Here is a 19,516-nt window from a genome sequence, read left to right on the forward strand (position 1 = left end):
TCCCCTGCTAGATAGTCGTTAGGTGTGATGCGGGAGGGTTAGTTTGAGTGCAAGTCAGTATTGAGCTCGACTGCCTCAGTTTTCCATGCAGTCGCTTCAATAGCACCGCTGATGGAGTTGCGGCGGAACAAAACGTTGTTTGCGCCTGCGAGTAGGAGGGCTTTGGTGCTGGCGCCGTCGTCAAGCTTCATCGCTTCAGCGACAGCACCGCGGACGATGACTTTGGAGCCTGCAGTGACGTAAAGGCCTGCTTCGATGACGCAGTCGTTGCCGAGCGGAATGCCGCAGCCAGAGTTAGCGCCTAGGAGGCAGCGTTCGCCGAGTGAGATAACGTGCTTCCCTCCACCAGAAAGCGTTCCCATGATGGATGCGCCGCCACCGACGTCCGAGCCATCTCCTACCACGACGCCGGCAGAGATGCGGCCTTCCACCATGGACGCGCCTAGGGTTCCGGCGTTGAAGTTAACGAATCCTTCATGCATAACGGTGGTTCCTTCGGCCAGATGAGCGCCGAGCCGGACCCGATCAGCATCACCGATGCGCACGCCGCTAGGAAGGACGTAGTCGACCATGCGTGGGAATTTATCCACGAGATGGACAGTGACTGGGCCGCGAGCCTGGAGCTTCGCACGGGTCATCTCGAAGTCGGCGATCTGGCATGGACCGTAGTTGGTCCACACAACGTTGGTGAGGAGCCCAAAAATCCCATCGAGGTTTTGACCGTGTGGTTTAACTAGCCGATGCGAAAGCAAATGCAGGCGCAGGTATGCGTCGTAGGCGTCGGTAGGAGGGGTGGAGAGATCTGAGATTCCGGTGCGGATTGCTTCACGACGCACACCTCTATCCGCATCCTCGCCAACGAGAGCACGGAACTCGGCGGGAATATCGTCGCCATGGAGTATGACGGTTTCGGTGTCGGTGGGGGCGTCGAGACGCGGAGCCGGGAACCATGCGTCTAGCACGGTTCCATCGTTGGTGATTGTTGCAAGTCCAATAGCTAGTGCAGAAGTCATGTGTGGGAGTCTACTTACTCTTTTTCCTAGTGAGGAATGACAGGATAACCAGGGTTGTAAAGACAACGGCTACGGAGGTGATTTGGCTGCGGGAGGAGTCGTCGGAAAGCATGAGCGCGGTGAGTCCGATAAAGCCGACAACAGTAAACCAGCCGAGCCATGGATAACACCACATGCGGACCGTAGTGATCTCTTTCTTTTCCACGAGCTCAGGGTGCAGCTTGATGTAGGACAACGAAATCATGACCCAGATGACAATAAGGCACCCTCCTACTGCGTTGAGTAGGAAGCTGAGGAGGCCTGCGGGGTTCCAATACTGAAGCCCAACGGACGCGAAGGCAAAAAACATACTGAGGAGCACTGCCGCAATAGGAACACCCTCGCGATTTGTCGACGCAAACATCCTAGGGGCGTTTCCTCGTTGCGCCATGGAATGCACAAAACGAGAGGTTGCGTAGATCTGCGCGTTAAAAGCGGAGAGCAGAGCAACAACGATGATGGCCTCCATGAAACCAACCACACCTGGAATATTGGCCATTCCCAGAATGATGGTGAAAGGCGACTGTGCCGCGGTCTGCGCCCCGCCGATTTGGTTGTACGGGAGTAGGAAGCTGATGACGAGCACCGAGCCTAGATAGAACGTAGAAATTCGCCAAATGACTGATCGTACTGCCGTGGCAATGGCGGTTTTGGGATCTTCCGATTCTGCTGCTGCGATCGTGACGATTTCGGTACCGCCGAACGCGAAAGCCACGGCTAGGAGACCAGTGGCGACTCCTGTGATTCCGTTGGGCATGAATCCGTCGCCAAGGAAATGCTGCGTTCCTACGTAGTCGTGTCCCGGTAGGAGGCCAAAGATAAGCAAAATGCCAACGACGAGGAAAATGATGATGACCGCAACTTTGATAAACGCGAACCAAAACTCGAACTCGCCGAAGCCGCCAACTTTGGCAAAGTTAATCACTGCAAAAAATACAACGCACACTAGCGCTGGGATCCATGGGTCGATACCAAACCATTGACCCATAATCGCTGCCGCGCCGGTCATTTCTGCGCCGAGGACCATGGTGAGCATGAACCAATAAAGCCAACCTAGGCTGAAACCTGCCCAGTGGCCGAATGCCTGTTCCGCGTAGATGGAAAAGGAACCGGAGGCAGGACGTGCTGCCGCAAGCTCTCCTAGCATCTGCATCACAAAAACGACGAAGATACCGGAGATGATATAGGCGATAAGGACAGCAGGGCCGGCAGCCGCAATTCCTACGCCCGTCCCTAGGAAGAGGCCGGCGCCGATCGCCGATCCTAGTCCCATCATCGTGAGGTGCCGGGTCTTAAGTCCGCTTCCGAGCCCGGTCTCGGAGGTTGCTTCAGTCATGAGAAGACCTTAACCCCACATGCGCTTGGAATATAATCAACCACTAGTTAATTTTATGTCCCTACCCTCGTGCAGGTGCGCTGACTAGGAGAAGGAGTGGATTACCGGCTCCGGATGCCCGAACTCCATCTGGACACAAAAATTGGATTTTCCGCGCAGTGATTCGGCCGTGCACCGCTGTTGTGAGGAGGCATCGTAGATTTGTGTTGCCGGGTCGAGCACGATGTTGTTGCAGATGGTTACGTTGTCGCCAAGGTCGATCCCGATGACGGCGGCACCAAGCCCGAGCCTGCAGTTATTTCCTACTCGGAGGCGTTTAGTGCTTTTGTCTGGAACTAGGGAAGCCGAGATCCCGAGGTCGAGGTCGTTGCCTACGACGGTTCCTGCGTAAAGACGACCTTCGACACGTCCTGATCCCAGGGTTCCTGCGTTATAAGAGACGTAGCCTTCGCGTAGAACTTTGGTTCCCGGGGCGAGATGCGCTCCTAGTCGCACGCGTTCGGCTTCAGTGATTTCTACGCCGCTAGGAACGACGTAGTCCACCATGCGAGGAAGTTTATCGATCCCGTAGACATGGATGAGTCCACGGGAACGCAGGGACGTGCGGACGTTTTCAAAGTCATCAGGCAAACAAGGACCTTTGTTTGTCCATGCGACGATCGCTAGGAGGTCGGTGGCGTTGTCCATGTTGATGTCATGGGGCCGCACGATGCGGTGGGAGAGCAGGTGGAGTCGGAGGTAGACGTCGTGAGCATCGATAGGAGGGGAGGAAAGGTCCGCAATAGTGGTGTGCACGGCGATTTGTTCGACGCGGCGGTCTTCGTCGATACGCACGAGATTGAGGAGCTTGGGGGATATGTGGTGTGCCCCTAGGCGGGTGGTGCCTGTGGGGTGCATGGGGGAGCTGGTGAGTCTGGGTGCGGGGTACCAAGTGTCGAGGACTGTTCCGTCCATGGCGATGTTTGCTATCCCTGTGGCGTCGGCGCCGTGGTGAATCATGGTGAAAAGATTAGTAGCCACGTCAACGTTTCACTAACTTCATTGAGTCGCCTTGCCACGGCGGGCTGTATTCTGTGTAGTCATGTTGGACTTGACTGCTAACCCCATTGAACTCACCCGCGCACTCGTGGATATTGAAAGCCCTTCTCACCACGAGAAGCACATTGCGGATCTGATCGAACAAGCCTTGAAGTCCATTCCTAACGTCGAGGTGCTACGCCATGGGAACACCGTGGTCGCTCGCACGCATCGGGGACTAGGAAGCAGAGTTATCCTCGCCGGGCACATCGACACAGTCCCCACAGCAGATAACGTCCCTTCCACTCTCATCGACGACGTACTCTTTGGCTGCGGAACCGTCGACATGAAATCTGGCATGGCTGTATATCTGCACGCTTTTGCCACACTCGCCAACGCCGAAGGCTTAACGCAAGACCTGACGATCGTTTGCTACGAGGGTGAGGAAGTCTCCAGCGAATTCAACGGATTAGGCCATCTGCAACAATCGCATCCTGAGTGGCTCCAGGGTGACATCGCGTTACTAGGAGAGCCATCAGGTGCCGTCATCGAAGCCGGCTGCCAAGGATCCATCCGCCTCCGGATCACAGCACGCGGTGTGAGGGCGCATTCGGCACGTTCGTGGCTAGGAACGAATGCCATGCATCTCCTAGCGCCGGTTATCTCCCGCATCGCCGAGTACGAGGCGCAGGAAAAGCTTGTCGACGCCTGCCTCTACCACGAAGGCCTCAACATCGTGCACTGCGAATCTGGCGTGGCCACCAACACCATCCCCGATGAAGCCTGGATGTTTGTGAACTTTCGTTTTGCTCCGGATCGCAGCCTCGATGAGGCGATGGCGCACTTGTTGGAAACCCTCTCCCTTCCTAGCGACGTCAGCTATGAGGTAGATGATGCGGTTCCAGGGGCGCGCCCTGGGCTGGATCGTCCGGCCGCTGCTGCTCTCCTACGCGCAACAGGTGGAAAATTCCGTGCTAAATATGGTTGGACTGATGTGTCGCGTTTTTCTGAAATGGGAATCCCCGCAGTTAACTTTGGTCCTGGCGACCCTTCCTACTGCCATAAGAAGGACGAGCAGTGCCCGGTCCACATGATCACAGATGTCTCCAACACCTTGTTGGCTTACCTACGCGCCTAGGAGAGAGAATGAACGCAGAAAAACTACCCTCAGCAGAAAAACGACGCCTCTTGCGCGGCCCCGTTTTGATCCGTGAATCCAAAGACGAGCAAGCCGGGACCTACGATCAACGCCTCCTAGAGTTCCCTGCCAACAACAGCTGGCTTCACGACGACCCTTGGCGCGTCCTACGCATCCAAAGCGAGTTCGTTACTGGCTTCGATGCGCTTTCCCAACTGCCTCCCGCCGTGACGGTGTTCGGCTCTGCACGAATTGGCTCCGACCACCCTTATTACGACATGGGCGTGCGCCTAGGAAAAGAACTTGTCGATGCCAACTACGCCGTCATCACAGGCGGCGGCCCCGGACTCATGGAAGCAGCTAATAAAGGGGCTTGTGGGGCAGATGGCCTCTCCGTTGGTCTGGGCATCGAACTTCCACACGAGCAAGGCATTAACAAGTACGTCGACTTAGGCCTCCACTTCAGGTACTTCTTTGCACGCAAGACGATGTTCCTCAAATACTCTCAAGCTTTTGTCTGCCTACCCGGCGGTCTAGGGACACTCGATGAGCTATTCGAGGTTCTCTGCATGGTTCAAACCGGCAAAGTGACCAACTTTCCCATCGTGTTACTAGGAGAGGGGTTCTGGGGCGGCATGGTCGAGTGGCTAAAAGACCACCTCGTTGCAGAGGGAATGATCGCGGAGAAAGACTTAGACCTCTTCCTAGTCACGGATTCGGTGGAAGAAGCCGTCGCTCATATTGTTGGCACGCACACAACGTTATTTGAACCCGTGAAGGATAAAGCCCAAGATGCCTAGGAGCGCTTTCCTAGGCACTGAAGGCTTGGCCACGGTAATGGCGATCGTGAATAGGACACCCGATTCCTTTTACGATCACGGTGCGACCCATGCTTTCGACGCCGCAGTCGAGCGTGCTGGCGAGGTGATTGCGGCCGGCGCCGGGATCGTGGATATCGGTGGGGTCAAAGCTGGACCGGGCGAATTCGTATCAATCTCTGAAGAAATAGACCGTGTAGTGCCGGTGATCGCTGCGGTGCACGAAGCCTTCCCTGAGACGACCATCTCGGTGGACACGTGGCGTGCGGAGGTCGCCGAATTGGCTGTCGACGCAGGAGCATCACTCATCAACGACACATGGGCAGGCCACGATCCAGAGCTCGTGGAGGTCGCTGGCGATCGTCGAGTTGGCTATGTCTGCTCGCACACCGGCGGAGTGGTCCCTAGGACAAGGCCGTATCGCGTGCATTACGACGACGTGGTGTCCGCAGTTATCGACGAAACCACGCGGCAAGCGGAACACGCGGTGTCCCTAGGAGTGCCAGAGAACAAGATATTCATCGACCCCACGCATGATTTCGGTAAAAATACTTTTCACGGGCTCGAACTTTTACGCCGAATCGATGAAATCGTGGCGACCGGCTGGCCAGTCCTCATGGCATTGTCCAATAAGGACTTTATTGGGGAAACGCTTGAGCGGAGCGTCGATAAGCGTGTCTCTGGAACCTTGGCGGCAACGGCGTGGTCTGCGGAACGAGGCGTGGCGGCGTTTCGTTCGCATCAAATAGAAGAGACAATCGACGTGATTAGGATGACGGCGGCGATTCAAGGAACGATTCCTCCACGGAAAACAACCAGAGGTCTGGCGTGAAAATCTCTGTGGTGATTCCTGCGCTCAACGAGGAAGCGACGGTAGGAGATGTTGTGCGCGTGGCTGCTACAGCGCAGCCATGGGAAATCCTCGTCATCGATTCTGATTCCACCGATGCAACTGCGGCCGAGGCGCGCCGGGCAGGAGCTCGCGTCCTGAACTGGAAAGAACCTGTGGCGCTGCCACCGCGAGTAGGAAAAGGGGAGGCCCTTTGGCGAGGAGTAGCCGCCGCCACCGGCGACGTCATCGTCTTCCTAGACGCTGATTTAACAGAGATCGCGCCCACGATTGTGACCGATCTGGCGGAACCTTTATGCGACCCGGGCATTCACCTAGTCAAGGCCGCGTACCAGCGGGCTTTCGCTTCCTCTCCTAGCGGCGGCGGGCGCGTCACTGAACTAACGGCAAAGCCACTGCTGCGCGCTGTATTCCCGGAACTCGCAAGAATTACTCAGCCACTAGGAGGGGAATATGCGATCCGCGCTGACACCGCCCGCAGCCTGCCCTTCGTTGATGGTTATGGGGTGGAAGTTGGATTGCTTATCGACGTCGCCCGCCTCCACGGTTCGGCCGCGATAGCAGAGGTGAACGTTGGCAGGCGTGCCCATCGCAATCGGCCGCTGGAGGAACTTGCTCCGATGGCTGACGTCGTGGCGGAGACCATCCTGAGCCGTGCTGGTGTGGTGAAGCCGCGAGTAGGAGAGAGGCCTGCGCTAAAGTCCTTATCCTAGGGAGCAAATAGAAAGGACTCGTGCTGCTATGGTGTCGTGGATTGTGCTCATAGTTTTATTAGTGATCTTCGTCGCTGTGCTGTCGTGGCTTCTAGGAATGTTGTTTGGGCGTGGGGAAGCCGTGGAGCCGTTGGCGGCGTCGATAGGCTTGACGAGTCAGAATGTGGATGCTGTGCGCCGTGGCGACCTGGAATCGGTGCGATTTGATACGGTGCTGCGTGGGTATCGCCAAGATCAGGTGGATGCGGTGATTGGGGAGCTCGAGCAGCAGGTGAGAGAGCTGCGTAGTCAGACACTTCCTAGGAGAAGCGAGTAGACTGGTTGGATGTGATGGTCGATAGTTTTATCGACAAAGTTTTTCAATGCAATAGAGTGTAAGGGATCGGTGATTGCATGGCAGCCATGAAACCTCGTACAGGTAATGGGCCGATGGAAGCTGTTTTCGAGAGCCGCAAGATTGTGATGCGGATTCCTACCGACGGTGGTGGCCGTTTGGTCATCGAGCTTAACAAGGAAGAAGCCGCCGAACTTGGTGCTTTACTGACCGAAGTATCTCAATAAAAATTATTTGATCAAGGAGCCCATGTAGCGTGCTTTCACATGTCATTGATGTTCTTGCCGATCCTACTGACGGAACACCACTGAGCTTGGTCGACGACTCCACGCGGCTAGTGTCCGAATCAGGACACAGCTTTGATGTTGCACGTCAGGGCTATGTGACACTCGCCGGAGGCGCTGGTCTGCGTTACTCCGGCGATGATACGTCGATGATCCGCGCCCGCGAAACCTTCCTATCCAGTGGGCACTTTGCACCATTCGTGGAAGCCGTAAGCGCTGCGGTTCATACCGTCCTCGACGAGGCCGGCGTTGCCGACGACGCCCGCCCCACAATCTGCGAGATCGGCGCCGGAACGGGATACTATCTAGCGCACACGCTTGACGACGTCGACAACTCCGTCGGGCTCGGCATCGACGTATCCGTCCCCGCCGCCAAACTTTTGGCAAAATGCCACCCGCGCGTAGGAGCCGTAGTCGCTGACGCCTGGTCCCGCCTTCCTATCCAAGACGCCTCTATAGACGCCATCACCGTCATCTTTGCGCCCAGGAATGCTTCCGAGTTTGCCCGTGTGCTTAAACCAGGTGGCCAAGTCATCGTGCTCACCGCCGATACCGGCCACCTTGGCGAGCTGCGCGATCCTCTTGGCATCATTGATGTGGAGCAAGGGAAAGTGCAAAGGATGATCGATCAGGCCGCCGGTCACCTTACGCCAGTAGGAGAGCCGGAACCTGTCCAATTCACTATGCGCTTAGATCAGGACTCTATAGCCACCCAAATTGGAATGAGCCCCTCGGCTCGGCACATCCACCCAGATGTTCTGGCTGAGAGGATCGCAACGTTGCCACCAGTGATGGACGTGACGGCGAGGGCTATGATTACGCGTTTTACAAAGGCCTAACTCCTTTTCCTACGGACGCAAAAGCCGGACCCAGGAATTTTTCATTCCCGGGTCCGGCTTTTGTTTGCGTGCCGTGAGATTAACGCACGGGTCCTTCCTCGTCTTCGTCTGTGAAAAGGACGCTCTTCATCGGACGGATTTCGTCGGTGTGAGAGATGCTTGCACCCTCGCTAGGAACAACCGCGAACTCCTCGCAGTGTCCGTTGAAGTACACACGGCTGGCCATTGCCACCTGCCCTCCATCGGCGAAGACCTCTACGGTGGACCCATCCACAATGATTGTCATCGAGTCTGTATCGCCTTCAGTCAGCGGAGCGATAGCAATATCATCGCCGAGATGCTGGGGGTTCATAGACCTGTCTAATTCAAGTAAATCGCCACGGTGGGTGATAGTAGCTGCGACTTGGCCTGTGGAGTCGTGCAGCTCGATGGTAATTTCTTCTCCTTCAGGCACATCCATGATGGACGTCCACATGGAGGCGTAGTCGGAGCTTTTAACGGCGCTAGGAAGGCCGGTTACTGGCGTGTGGTAAATCTTTCCGCCCTGCAACGTCATCTTCCTAGGGAATGACAAGCAGTTGGCCCATTTTTCTTCGAGGAAGCTTAAGTGCTTGCTGGGGTCGTCGAGACGCCCGATTCCATTCATGAGCCCAAACACATAAGCAGTGTCGTAGCGGTGCTCGTCGAGGTCGTTGAGTGCCTCGGCGGTGTAGTTGGTGTTGCGTGGTCGGGTGAAGTCGTGCCCGTAGTCGAGTCGTTCAAAGGGAGAGTCGACGGTGAAAATGCGGCCGCTGAGCGTTCCGACGAGGTACCCCGAGCGGTCGATGCCGCCGGTTTCTACGGTAACGATGAGGATGTCGTAGATGTTGTTGTCGACTTCGTCGCGAAGCCGGATAATGCGTGGAGCTACGAGTCTTTCGCCCTCAACACCGGAGTCCCCGACGATTTTTAGCGGGCCGCGCAAGGACCAATCGATTCCGTCGCGTGAGTCAAGGATGGCAAGAGTAGGAGAGGCTACGTCGCCTGTCACGGCAAGCATGATCCAACCTTTATGTCCCTCCTCGCGATCGTCTTCGGTAGCCCAGTTAGGGACCACGCAGGGGGAGCGGAAGTTGTTGAGCCCCTCGCGGTCGTCGACCACCCTTCCTACGCGGCGCACATGCGGGTCGATCATGGAAGGGTCGTCGCTGATGTCAGCGGCTGTACTGTCGATTTCTGCGATTTCTGCTAAGTGAACGGAGTCGCCGCTAGGAGAGACGGAAGTGAAATAAAGATGGGCAGTGTTATCCGTAGACGTCACTGACCCGGCACGCACTCGGATTTCGTCGTTGTCGGGGGCTAGGACGTCGTCGCAAATATCCCAGTCGAAAGGAGTTTCGTCTGCCACAGTGTGAGCCCATCGAGCCCCGGAGTCTAATTTGGGGCGGAACTGGTGGAAGACATGCCACGTTTGGCCGTCGAAAAGTGCTCCCGCTGGGGCGTCGAGGACGCCTGTTTCCGGAGTGACATGTAGTTCGGGGCGGTGTGCCATGAATTATTCTCCTAGCTCTTTACTTCCGTGGCGTGGATTTGTTGGTCTAAGTCATCTGGTGCCAAGGACGCCATACTGAAATCGTGGGTGAGAGGAAGCCTGAGCTGTAGGTCAGTGCCAGGGCATACCTCTATGGTTCCGTGGGTCATGGTGAAATCAAGGACGTGCCCGCCGGCAGTACGCGCATCGTCTACATAGTGGACATGGCAACCAGGGACACCGATGCCTTTTTCATAAACAGGAGTCCTAAATCCCGCGATAGTTCCGGTTGTGTCGTGGAATACGAGTTCGGCGTCATCGCAGGTTGCTTCCGTCATGGGGCGGTAAGGGCGTTCCTGTTTGGTGACAGTTCTTACCGACACATGACTGAACGTTCCTCTGATGCGGACGGCGTACATGTAGTTCTCGCTAGGAAGGAGGGAAGAGATGAACCTGCTGAGCTCTTCCCGTTTCATCCCGTGTGGTGCATCTGCGCTGATTCGTGGCACAAAGTTGGTTGCTATGGCGAAAGGGCTGCGTTGATCGAGTGTAGCTACGCGTGCTGAGCCATCTCCGCGTAGCTGGTAGCAGACCCCGTCTAGAATGACCATTTCTCCATCGAGTGCATCGAACGTGCCGATGCCAAAGTTTCCGTGGCCGAGAAGCTCGCTGATGGAGATTTCGCCGTCGTAGATGCCGTCGAGAAGCGCGGTCATCAGTGAACTCTGAAAAATAGTGTGGCGCTCAGTTAACAGAGCCTTATGGTCACTCATGCTCGCCTAGAATAGTCGCGCTTCCTAGATCTTGCAGGGGACGTGCGACTAGGAGAGGGAACGGTAAACATCAATGGTCTGCTGCGCAATCGACGCCCACGAGAAATCATTGACCGCGCGGGTTCGTCCGATGCTTCCATATGCCTCGACTAGGTGGGGACGCGCGATGAGTTCGTTGACCGCGTGCGCTAGGTCGCGTTCAAAGCCCTCGGTGTCGGTCTCGTCATAGTGGACTAGCGTTCCGGTGTGTCCGTCTACAACGACCTCGGGGATGCCCCCGACATCTGAGGCGATGACGGCTGTACCACAGGCCATGGCCTCTAGGTTGACGATCCCTAAGGGCTCGTAGATCGAGGGGCACACGAAGACATCCGCGGCGCTAAGAATTTCTTGGATCTTCTCCTTGGGCAGCATGTCCTGGACCCATATGATGCCGTCGCGTTCGCTTTGTAGCTTCTCGACGAGACCACGGATCCGTGCAGCAATCTCCGGAGTATCGGGGGCACCGGCGCAGAGGACCAGCTGAATCTCCGGGTCAAAATGGCGTGCGGCTTTGATAAGATGCTCGACGCCTTTTTGCCGTGTGATCCTTCCTACAAAGGCTGCGATCGGGCGGTGGGGAGATACCCCAAGCTCCATCAGCACAGAGTTTTCTGCCTGGCTGAACGTGGGGCGGGGACGCCACAGATCGGTGTCTATACCGTTAAGTACGACTTTGACCTTGTCGGCGTCGATACGCGGGTAGGCAGCGAGCACTGATTCTTTCATTTTCGCGGAAACCGCGATGATGGCATCAGCATTTTCCATGGCGTTGCGCTCAGACCAGGAAGAGATGTCGTAGCCTCCTCCTAGCTGTTCGCGTTTCCACGGGCGGTCTGGTTCGAGCGAGTGCGCGGTGACCACATGCGGGATACCGTTCAAAAGTCCCGCGAGGTGCCCTCCTAGTCCCGCATACCACGTATGAGAGTGGACAACATCTACGTCGCGTATTGCATTGGCCATGCGAAGCCCAGTGGATAACGTGGCAATAGCTGCGTTGGAATCAGCTAGGGCTTCGTCGACGCCGTGGACGTAAACATCAGGTTCCGTTCGGGGTGCCCCCATGCAATGCACCTGGACAGGGACGATTTGGCGCATAAAGCGGGTCAACTCGGCGACGTGAACGCCGGCGCCGCCGTAGATCTCTGGTGGGTATTCCTTAGATAACATCGCAACTCTCATACTGTTGAGAGTAACTATGTCGCCGACATTTTGTTGAGTGTTATGTATCCCAGTGCTGAAGATTTCCTGCGGAACTCATCATTTACCATTACATTGGGCAGTGTGAGGAGCCAACAGAACGTCTTAGCAATCGTGCTCGCCGGAGGAGAAGGTAAACGCCTTTATCCCCTTACAGAGGACCGGGCAAAGCCTGCAGTCCCATTCGGCGGCACCTACCGACTGATCGACTTTGTCCTGTCTAACCTGGTTAACGCGGGGTATCTGAAGATTTGCGTGCTCACGCAGTACAAATCGCACTCCCTTGACCGTCATATTTCACAATCGTGGCAGTTTAGCGGTCCGACCAGCCAATATATTGCGTCTGTCCCAGCCCAGCAGCGCTTAGGAAAGCGCTGGTACCAGGGTTCGGCAGACGCTATTTTGCAGTCTCTGAACTTGGTGTACGACGAGATGCCGGATTACGTGATCGTTTTTGGGGCAGATCACGTCTACCGAATGGACCCTGAGCAGATGGTGGCTGACCACATTGCGTCGGGCAAGTCTGTGACAGTGGCCGGAATCCGGATCCCACGCAACGAGGCAAGCGCTTTCGGCTGTATACAGGCAGATGAAAACAACAACATCACGGAGTTCCTCGAAAAGCCCCAGGACCCGCCGGGGACCCCCGACGACCCAGAGATGACCTATGCCTCCATGGGCAACTATGTCTTTAGCACCAAAGCGCTTATCGACGCCCTCAAGGTAGACGAATCCAATGTCGACTCCGACCATGACATGGGTGGGGACATAATTCCGTACTTTGTGTCTTTGGGTGAGGCCAACGTCTATGACTTCAATAAAAACGTAGTCCCGGGGTCAACGGAACGAGACCGTGGCTATTGGCGAGACGTCGGAACAATTGATGCGTTCTATGAGGCCCACATGGACCTTATATCCGTGCATCCTATTTTTAATCTCTACAACCAGCAGTGGCCTATTCGCTCTACCGATCTTGGCGATCTCCCACCAGCGAAGTTCGTGCAGGGAGGAATTGCGCAGTCGTCGATGGTGGCACAGGGGTCGATTATTTCTGCAGCAACAGTGAGAAACTCTGTGTTGTCCACAGACGTTGTTATCGAGGAAGGCGCCACAGTCGAGGGGTCAGTTCTCATGCCGGGCGTAAGAATCGGAAAAGGCGCAGTGGTACGCCACTGCATCTTGGACAAGAACGTTGTGGTCTGTGACGGAACGCTTATCGGCGTGGACCGCGACCGGGACTCGCAACGCTTCCAAATCAGCCCCGGTGGCGTGGTCGTTGTAGGTAAAAACCAAGTGGTCTAAAAGGCCGCCATACGGCTGGGTGTGCGACTATACAAAGTCGCGCACCCAGTTATTTTTTGGTGACCAGCGTGATTCCGGCTCCTAGCGGGAGGCGCGCGACGATCACGTTATCGAGGGAAGAGATGTACTCGTCTGCTTCTCTCGCTGCGACGGTATCCCGATCCTTCCTAGTCGCGTCGGCAAGCGTGCCGTCGAGAAGCGAATCAGCGAGCACCAGTACGCCGCCAGTGGCTAGGAGGGGGAGAGCAGCATCAGTGAAGGCCTTGAGGTCCACGGGGGAGACCTCGCCATAAACAATGTTGTAAGAATCTGTGGCCAGTCGTCCCATGACGTCGAGCGGGCGGGAGGGAAGGAAACGAATACGCGATGGCGAGTAGCCAGCGTCGCGGAACGTTTGCTTGGCTCGTTTTTGATGCTCTGGCTCGGGGTCGATGCACGTTAAGATCCCGGAGTCGCTTAAGCCGGCGAGAAGATGAAGCCCAACGACACCCGCAGCAGGGGTGACAGCGATAGCCCCCTGAGCACGTGCGGTAGCGGCTAGCGTGGTGAGGAGAGTGCCCGTCATCGTATCGGGAAGTGCAAGGCCGAACTCTTGTGCATCCTCACACGCAGCGGCGAGGACATCGCCGACGATGGCGGTCGACTCAATGTAGTCGCGGAGGTAATCGTTAGAAGCATTCACAATGGTTAAGTCTAGGTAAAACATCGGGGAAATAGTGCACAACGCGCAGGTTGTGACATCTGTGGCGTATGGGAATTGTTACCAAAAGCCATGTTTGATTACATTTTGGGAAAGATTAGGTTTTGACAGCGTTTTTCCAGTCTTCTAGCTGGTTTTCCCCAGAAGAGTCGGGCACAATACGTTTCATGACATCGAACAGCGGTTCCCTTTCACTTACCTCAGGCCTGGATCAGACACATGAGACGGCTGAGCTGAATGGAACTGCTGCATTTGATGCTGGTACTGGGGCAATGCCTACGTGGGGAGAACTCGTTGCAGAGCATGCGGACAGTGTTTATCGCTTAGCGTTTCGACTTTCCGGTAACCAGCACGACGCAGAAGATCTGACACAAGAAACCTTTATGCGTGTCTTTCGTTCGCTGAAGAATTACCAACCGGGCACCTTTGAAGGATGGCTGCATCGGATCACCACCAACTTGTTCCTAGACATGGTCCGGCATCGCTCCAAGATTCGGATGGAGGCTCTGCCCGACGATTACGAGCGCGTGCCAGGTACCGACATGACCCCGGAGCAGGCCTATAACATCTCCAACCTGGACCCAGCGCTGCAAAAGGCCCTCGATGATCTTGGCCCGGACTTCCGCGTCGCAGTGGTTTTGTGTGACGTCGTGGGCATGAGTTACGACGAAATCGCGGATACGTTAGGCGTGAAAATGGGCACGGTTCGCTCACGGATTCACCGCGGACGCTCCCAACTGCGTGCGAGTTTGGAGGCTGCGGCGGCGACTAATGAGGAAGCCCAACTCCTCCTACCGATGTCTCACTAAAAACAACGGTAGAGTACGAGGCGGAGGTGGAAAGAGTGAACCATGAACACCGCAACAGTAGGGTCGAAAAGATTCGGCACTTTGCCTCGGTTGAGCATCTTAACCCGGAAGCCGTAGCCGCGCTTGTCGACGATGAACTCAGCAGCGTCGCAGCCCATCGCGCAAAAATACATCTCGTGCATTGCAAAGAATGCCGCGACGAGGTAGATCGGCAGCGTCGTGCTGCTGACCGACTCCGCGGTTCCACGCATTCAGAAATGCGTGCTTCCTCTGATCTCCTAGCCAAGTTACAGGGCATAGCTCACTCCTGCCCGGAAGGGCCCAACGCAGAGGACATGGTGGTTACCCCACAAACCTTCCTAGACAAGATTGACGGTATGGCCCGAAACATTAGGAAAACAAGCCAGAATCTGCGCAACGCTCGAATGGCCGCACTGAAACACCTTGATGAGCCCAACTCCCGCTAAGGTATAAGTGTGTTTTCTTCCATCGGTTGGCCCGAGATCATCACTCTCCTAGTGCTGGGCCTCATCATCATTGGGCCCGAGCGTCTTCCCAAAGTCATCGAAGATGTTCGCGCCGCTGCCTATGCGGCAAAGAAGGCGATCAACAACGCCAAAGCCGAGCTCAACGGAGATTTTGGCGCTGACTTTGAAGAGCTTCGGGAGCCGATTAACAAATTGGCTTCTATCCAGCGCATGGGACCCAAAGCCGCTTTGACAAAAGCGCTTTTCGACGGCGACCAGGAATTCATGGACACCTTTGACCCGAAAAAAATCATGGAAGATGGCACTGCAGGACAGGCGTACCGCGAGAAGCAGGGGGGCGTCGAAAAGCCTCAAATTCCGCCGCCATCAGAAACACAAAAAGCCCAGCCAAAGCAGGGCTTTAGCTGGGACGACATTACTTAACCTTTCCTAGTGACTCCTAAGCCAAGGGATTTGCCGGCAAGGGATTCCCTTCGGACTACGAGTTTGTCTGCAATCGCATGGATCGCTTGGCCAGCAGGAGAATCCGGAGCTCCTAGAGCAAGAGGCACTCCAGCATCTCCGCCTTCGCGCAGTCGTGGATCGAGGGGCACGCTGCCTAGGAGGGGGACGTTTGCGCCGGTGAGCGTCCGCAGTCGCTCGGCCATCGCTTCGCCGCCGCCGCTACCGAAGACATCCATGACGGTGCCGTCGGGAAGCACCATGGCAGACATATTCTCGATGACTCCGACGATGCGCTGATGCGTCTGGATGCTTATCGACCCAGCACGTTCAGCCACCTCCGCCGCAGCCGCCTGCGGTGTGGTGACGACGAGAAGCTCGGCGTTAGGAACGAGTTGGGCCACCGAGATAGCGATATCACCTGTTCCTGGGGGGAGATCGAGTAGGAGAATGTCCAGATCGCCCCAGAAAACATCTGCTAGGAACTGCTGTATCGCACGATGCAGCATAGGGCCACGCCAAACCACTGGGGCGTTTCCTTCCACGAAGTGAGCGATCGAAATCAGCTTCACCCCATGAGCCTGTGGCGGCATGATCATGTCGTCCACAGCATGCGGACGGTCTTCAGAGCCCATCATGCCGGGGACAGAATGACCGTAGATGTCTGCGTCGAGAACACCTACTTTTAAGCCTTTCGACGCCAAAGCCGTGGCAAGGTTCACCGTCATAGACGACTTTCCTACGCCGCCCTTGCCCGACGCAACTGCAAAGACGCGGGTAGTAGAGTCCGGTTGTGCGAAGGGAATGACAGGTTCTTCGGTGCTGCCGCGCAGCGTTTGGCGAAGTTCCCGGCGTTGGTCATCGGACATGACATCGGTGCTGACACTCACCTCTCCTACTCCCGGAAGCTCCTCAAGAACAGCGCGAGTATTTTCAGTGAGAGTGTTTTTCATCGGGCAAGCGGCGATGGTCAGGTAAATCTCGACGTGTATGTCGTTTCCGTTGATCACAATGGATTTCACCATTCCGATCTCAGTGATGGGACGACCAATCTCGGGGTCTTCGACACGTGCGAGGGCTGCGCGCACGGTGGATTCAGAAAGGTTATGTTGAGTAGTCATTATTTTTATTTGTAGTCGTTCTTCTCGTCGTCGTAGAGATCGCCTTGAGTAGGATCAGATATTTCCTCGTGGCCGGTGTCGTTAAGCTCGTGGATGAGGGCGATGCGGGATGCGGCTTCGTCGTCAAGCTTTGCTTCAAGGCGTTCGAGCATGTTGTGAAGATCTTCAAGTTCATGTCTTAAATAATCGCGGGAGACCATGTCGCCAACTGCTAGGCGCAAGCCAGCAAGCTCTCGCGTGATGAACTCGGTATCGGCCTTTGTTTCGAAAGCTCGTCGACGATCCTCGTTCAACGACACGCGGTCCCTATCTTCTTGCCGATTCTGCGCTAGGAGGATGAGAGGGGCCGCATACGCAGCCTGCGTAGAAAACGCGAGATTGAGCAAGATGAAGGGATAGGGGTCCCATTGCCAGACAAAAACTCCGCAGTTGAGCACCACCCAGACGGCCACGAAGATGGTTTGCCACATGAGGTAGGTGCCGGTTCCGAAGAACCGCGCGACTTTTTCGGCATAGGCGCCGACGGTGTCGTCATCAAGCTTGAAGAATCTGCGGCGCTTCTTTAAAAAGGGCGTGTCAAGGTCAGTGCGATTGTATTCTGCCATGGGCTAGCCCTCCTTAGAGATCGGTGCTACGGGACGGATACCGGTTTCTCGCCAGTCATCCGGTAGGAGGTGGTCGAGAAGGTCATCGACAGCCACCGCGCCTAGGAGGTGGTTTTCATCGTCAACCACCGGGCCGCACACCAAGTTATATGTGGCGAAGTATCGCGCGGCAGTTTCCTGCGAATCGCTGGCGTAGAGCGGCGGAAGATCAGGATCGAGGATGCCGGAGATCAGGGCGCTGGGGGGTTCTCTTAAGAGTTTTTGCAAGTGCACGCATCCGAGGTATTTTCCGGTGGGCGTGGCAGTAGGAGGGCGGACGACGAACACTAAGGATGCCAAGGACGTCGGGAGATCGGGATTCCGTGCAAGGGCGAGAGCTTCCGCGACTGTCGTTTGGGGAGCAAGAATCAGCGGCTCGGGAGTCATAAGAGCGCCCACAGTGTCGGGACTAAAGCTCATGAGTCGGCGAACTGGAGCAGATTCTTCTGGATCCATGAGTTCCAGGAGCACATCGGCCTTGTCATCGGGGAGTTCGCCTAGGAGGTCGGCGGCGTCGTCAGGATCCATCTCCTCAAGAACGTCTGCGGCTCGTTCGATGTCCAGGGTCTCAATTAGTTCGGCTTGTCGATCTTCCGACATCTCTTGAAGTACGTCGGCGAGGCGATCGTCGTCAAGCTCACTAGCCACAGTGACACGCTGGCGCTCTGGAAGCTTATAAAGCACCGTGGCGACGTCCGCAGGGCGCATGTCCTCAAAGCCCGCTATGAGCTCGGCCGCGGCATCGGAAAGGCCAACACCGGCAGCGGAGATACCGTGTACGTGGGACCACGGGACGGTAAACAGATCAGGTCGGCGGCCAAACTTAGGACGCTCTCCAATCACCGCGACACGCGAGATAGCCCAGTCACGCGTTCGTGTGCGTTCTAACTCTACGTCGGCGACTTCAACAGGGCGCCCATGCAATTGATCAAGCTCGGGATCGTCAACATGGATTTTGGAGCCGATGATGTCACCAACCACCGCTACTTCACCATGCCGAGGCTTATAGCCACGTAGTGAAACCGAACCAGAAACAAGGTTGATCTCTTGAGGCTCGATAGCCGCGACGCGCAGCATGGGCAGAAAGATTCTTCGATTATTCATCATTTCCACCACAAGTCCCAGGACTCGTGACATCTGGCCGCTAGGACGAACATTAACGACCACGTCACGGACTCGACCAATAACATCTGTGTCTGGTCCGCGCACTACCATTCCGGCGAGGCGGCCGGCGTACACTCGTGTCACTTGACTCATGGTTTACCAGTCTACGTGCTTAAACGAAGTCGACAACTTCAAGGGTGCTCTAGGGTTCTTGTGACTAGGAGAGGGGCGGGGCTGGGATATTTACTAAAGCAAGCTAAACTCTCCCAAAGCCCCCTTTCCTAGTCACGTGGATGAAAGGCACCCTGAACAGACATGAGCCGTCGAGCAGCATTAATTGGATCGCTACTGGTGGGTGGTATCGCCTTAACCGGATGTGCCCGTTTTGAACCGACCGCGGATCCTGTACCGGACCAGAACAAAGTGATAGTGATTGCAGTCGATCCTGGCTCTTGGGAACAAGTAGTGTTGGGGGAAGCTTATAGTCAGGCGCTTCAGCATGCTGGACGAGAAGCTGTGATTAGGGTATCCGCGACTACGTCGCAGACGGACCCGCTTAGGTCAATCTCACAGGGGGAAGCTGATTTGTATATCAGCTGTACTGGAAAGATTCTTACCTTAGCTAATTCGCATCGGGCACGGGAGCTTTCCAACGAATACGTCAAAGACAAAGCGGCCTCCACTACCGATCAGTGGCGGGAAACTGTGTACTCGGAAATGATGGCGTCGCTAGGAAATAATGTGAATGCCACCGATCCTAGTAACACGATTGGTTGCGAGAGCGAAACCCTAGAGCTGCCTCAGAATCTTGTACCGGTGTACCGCGAACCAGTGTTTACGAGGGACAATCGTAATATTTTGAATCTAGTTTCGGGTTCGCTGTCTACGAGCAAATTACAAAAGCTTGTCGAGGAAGCAGAACAAAGTATGAGTGCTTCAGCACCGGTGGAGAAATTCCTCAAAGACGCCAAGCTTTAGGCCGAGATCAAAAATAAGGGGTGAGG

At 55.8% G+C, this 19,516-nt stretch carries 22 protein-coding genes; 12 read left to right on the forward strand and 10 right to left on the reverse strand.

The genetic code is table 11. The features are described 5' to 3' along the window. Positions 1 to 38: 38 nt before the first annotated feature. The 3 genes from dapD to CULFRC11_RS04110 form a co-directional block, all read right to left on the reverse strand. Complete coding sequence (gene dapD / locus CULFRC11_RS04100) at positions 39 to 1,013, reverse strand: 2,3,4,5-tetrahydropyridine-2,6-dicarboxylate N-succinyltransferase (RefSeq protein WP_023635463.1); 975 nt, start codon at positions 1,011 to 1,013, stop codon at positions 39 to 41. A 10-nt stretch (positions 1,014 to 1,023) separates the two neighbouring features. Continuing rightward, a complete protein-coding gene (locus tag CULFRC11_RS04105) occupies positions 1,024 to 2,388 on the reverse strand; it encodes an amino acid permease (RefSeq protein WP_014525582.1) in 1,365 nt (454 codons plus the stop codon). An 84-nt stretch (positions 2,389 to 2,472) separates the two neighbouring features. Then, positions 2,473 to 3,387, reverse strand: a complete 915-nt coding sequence (locus tag CULFRC11_RS04110; protein WP_031270176.1) for a DapH/DapD/GlmU-related protein — start codon at positions 3,385 to 3,387, stop codon at positions 2,473 to 2,475. 82 nt (positions 3,388 to 3,469) lie between these two features. On the opposite strand from CULFRC11_RS04110, the gene dapE reads away from it, so the two are divergent. The 7 genes from dapE (at position 3,470) to CULFRC11_RS04140 (ending at position 8,381) form a co-directional block, all read left to right on the forward strand. Beyond that, on the forward strand, positions 3,470 to 4,543 hold the full coding sequence (gene dapE / locus CULFRC11_RS04115; RefSeq protein WP_023635465.1) for a succinyl-diaminopimelate desuccinylase: 1,074 nt from the start codon (positions 3,470 to 3,472) through the stop codon (positions 4,541 to 4,543). Positions 4,544 to 4,551: 8 nt separating this feature from the next. After that, positions 4,552 to 5,343, forward strand: coding sequence for an LOG family protein (locus CULFRC11_RS04120; RefSeq protein ID WP_038620456.1), 792 nt, complete (start codon positions 4,552 to 4,554; stop codon positions 5,341 to 5,343). After that, entirely contained in the window at positions 5,336 to 6,193 is an 858-nt protein-coding gene (gene folP / locus CULFRC11_RS04125; protein WP_023635466.1) for a dihydropteroate synthase, read from the forward strand. Before CULFRC11_RS04120 ends, folP begins: the two co-directional genes overlap by 8 nt. Then, the gene (locus CULFRC11_RS04130) at positions 6,190 to 6,924 is read left to right on the forward strand and encodes a glucosyl-3-phosphoglycerate synthase (protein WP_023635467.1); all 735 of its coding nucleotides are present in this window, start codon (positions 6,190 to 6,192) and stop codon (positions 6,922 to 6,924) included. Before folP ends, CULFRC11_RS04130 begins: the two co-directional genes overlap by 4 nt. A gap of 28 nt (positions 6,925 to 6,952) precedes the next feature. Next, on the forward strand, positions 6,953 to 7,240 hold the full coding sequence (locus tag CULFRC11_RS04135; RefSeq protein ID WP_023635468.1) for a DivIVA domain-containing protein: 288 nt from the start codon (positions 6,953 to 6,955) through the stop codon (positions 7,238 to 7,240). 77 nt (positions 7,241 to 7,317) lie between these two features. Beyond that, positions 7,318 to 7,485, forward strand: coding sequence for a DUF3117 domain-containing protein (locus CULFRC11_RS11020; protein ID WP_013911214.1), 168 nt, complete (start codon positions 7,318 to 7,320; stop codon positions 7,483 to 7,485). A gap of 29 nt (positions 7,486 to 7,514) precedes the next feature. Beyond that, the gene (locus tag CULFRC11_RS04140; protein ID WP_023635469.1) at positions 7,515 to 8,381 is read left to right on the forward strand and encodes a methyltransferase domain-containing protein; all 867 of its coding nucleotides are present in this window, start codon (positions 7,515 to 7,517) and stop codon (positions 8,379 to 8,381) included. Positions 8,382 to 8,460: 79 nt separating this feature from the next. Here the strand turns inward: CULFRC11_RS04140 and CULFRC11_RS04145 are convergent, their stop codons facing one another. Genes CULFRC11_RS04145 through glgA form a run of 3 tightly spaced genes read right to left on the reverse strand, consistent with a single transcriptional unit; the run spans position 8,461 to position 11,885 of the window. Continuing rightward, positions 8,461 to 9,912 (reverse strand): glycoside hydrolase family 32 protein, encoded by a 1,452-nt coding sequence (locus tag CULFRC11_RS04145; RefSeq protein WP_023635470.1) that lies wholly within the window; start codon positions 9,910 to 9,912, stop codon positions 8,461 to 8,463. 11 nt (positions 9,913 to 9,923) lie between these two features. Further along, entirely contained in the window at positions 9,924 to 10,664 is a 741-nt protein-coding gene (gene budA, locus CULFRC11_RS04150; RefSeq protein WP_023635471.1) for an acetolactate decarboxylase, read from the reverse strand. 48 nt (positions 10,665 to 10,712) lie between these two features. Beyond that, entirely contained in the window at positions 10,713 to 11,885 is a 1,173-nt protein-coding gene (glgA, locus tag CULFRC11_RS04155; protein WP_023635472.1) for a glycogen synthase, read from the reverse strand. Positions 11,886 to 11,927: 42 nt separating this feature from the next. Between glgA and glgC the strand changes: the two genes are divergently transcribed. After that, positions 11,928 to 13,205 carry a glucose-1-phosphate adenylyltransferase gene (gene glgC, locus CULFRC11_RS04160; RefSeq protein ID WP_374188453.1) on the forward strand — a complete coding sequence of 426 codons (1,278 nt, stop codon included), beginning with the start codon at positions 11,928 to 11,930 and terminating at the stop codon, positions 13,203 to 13,205. Between the two features lie 49 nt (positions 13,206 to 13,254). Here glgC and CULFRC11_RS04165 read toward each other — a convergent pair whose 3' ends face one another. Beyond that, on the reverse strand, positions 13,255 to 13,911 hold the full coding sequence (locus CULFRC11_RS04165; protein ID WP_023635474.1) for an O-methyltransferase: 657 nt from the start codon (positions 13,909 to 13,911) through the stop codon (positions 13,255 to 13,257). A gap of 161 nt (positions 13,912 to 14,072) precedes the next feature. Between CULFRC11_RS04165 and sigE the strand changes: the two genes are divergently transcribed. The 3 genes from sigE to tatB are packed head-to-tail and all read left to right on the forward strand — an operon-like array spanning position 14,073 to position 15,625. Then, on the forward strand, positions 14,073 to 14,714 hold the full coding sequence (gene sigE / locus CULFRC11_RS04170) for an RNA polymerase sigma factor SigE (RefSeq protein ID WP_013911221.1): 642 nt from the start codon (positions 14,073 to 14,075) through the stop codon (positions 14,712 to 14,714). 35 nt (positions 14,715 to 14,749) lie between these two features. Then, positions 14,750 to 15,181, forward strand: coding sequence for an anti-sigma factor family protein (locus tag CULFRC11_RS04175; protein WP_013911222.1), 432 nt, complete (start codon positions 14,750 to 14,752; stop codon positions 15,179 to 15,181). 9 nt (positions 15,182 to 15,190) lie between these two features. Continuing rightward, on the forward strand, positions 15,191 to 15,625 hold the full coding sequence (gene tatB, locus CULFRC11_RS04180) for a Sec-independent protein translocase subunit TatB (protein WP_023635475.1): 435 nt from the start codon (positions 15,191 to 15,193) through the stop codon (positions 15,623 to 15,625). Here tatB and CULFRC11_RS04185 read toward each other — a convergent pair. Genes CULFRC11_RS04185 through CULFRC11_RS04195 form a run of 3 tightly spaced genes read right to left on the reverse strand, consistent with a single transcriptional unit; the run spans position 15,622 to position 18,665 of the window. Continuing rightward, positions 15,622 to 16,764: an Mrp/NBP35 family ATP-binding protein gene (locus CULFRC11_RS04185; protein ID WP_023635476.1), complete on the reverse strand. Its 1,143-nt coding sequence runs from the start codon at positions 16,762 to 16,764 to the stop codon at positions 15,622 to 15,624. The genes tatB and CULFRC11_RS04185 overlap by 4 nt on opposite strands. 5 nt (positions 16,765 to 16,769) lie before the next feature. After that, on the reverse strand, positions 16,770 to 17,369 hold the full coding sequence (locus tag CULFRC11_RS04190) for a DUF1003 domain-containing protein (RefSeq protein ID WP_023635477.1): 600 nt from the start codon (positions 17,367 to 17,369) through the stop codon (positions 16,770 to 16,772). A gap of 3 nt (positions 17,370 to 17,372) precedes the next feature. After that, positions 17,373 to 18,665 carry a magnesium transporter MgtE N-terminal domain-containing protein gene (locus CULFRC11_RS04195; RefSeq protein WP_023635478.1) on the reverse strand — a complete coding sequence of 431 codons (1,293 nt, stop codon included), beginning with the start codon at positions 18,663 to 18,665 and terminating at the stop codon, positions 17,373 to 17,375. Between the two features lie 162 nt (positions 18,666 to 18,827). Between CULFRC11_RS04195 and CULFRC11_RS04200 the strand changes: the two genes are divergently transcribed. Next, positions 18,828 to 19,490: a hypothetical protein gene (locus CULFRC11_RS04200; RefSeq protein WP_023635479.1), complete on the forward strand. Its 663-nt coding sequence runs from the start codon at positions 18,828 to 18,830 to the stop codon at positions 19,488 to 19,490. The last annotated feature ends 26 nt before the right edge of the window (positions 19,491 to 19,516 follow it).

The sequence above is a fragment of the Corynebacterium ulcerans genome, from assembly GCF_000767685.1.
GTDB classification, from domain to species: Bacteria; Actinomycetota; Actinomycetes; order Mycobacteriales; family Mycobacteriaceae; genus Corynebacterium; species Corynebacterium ulcerans.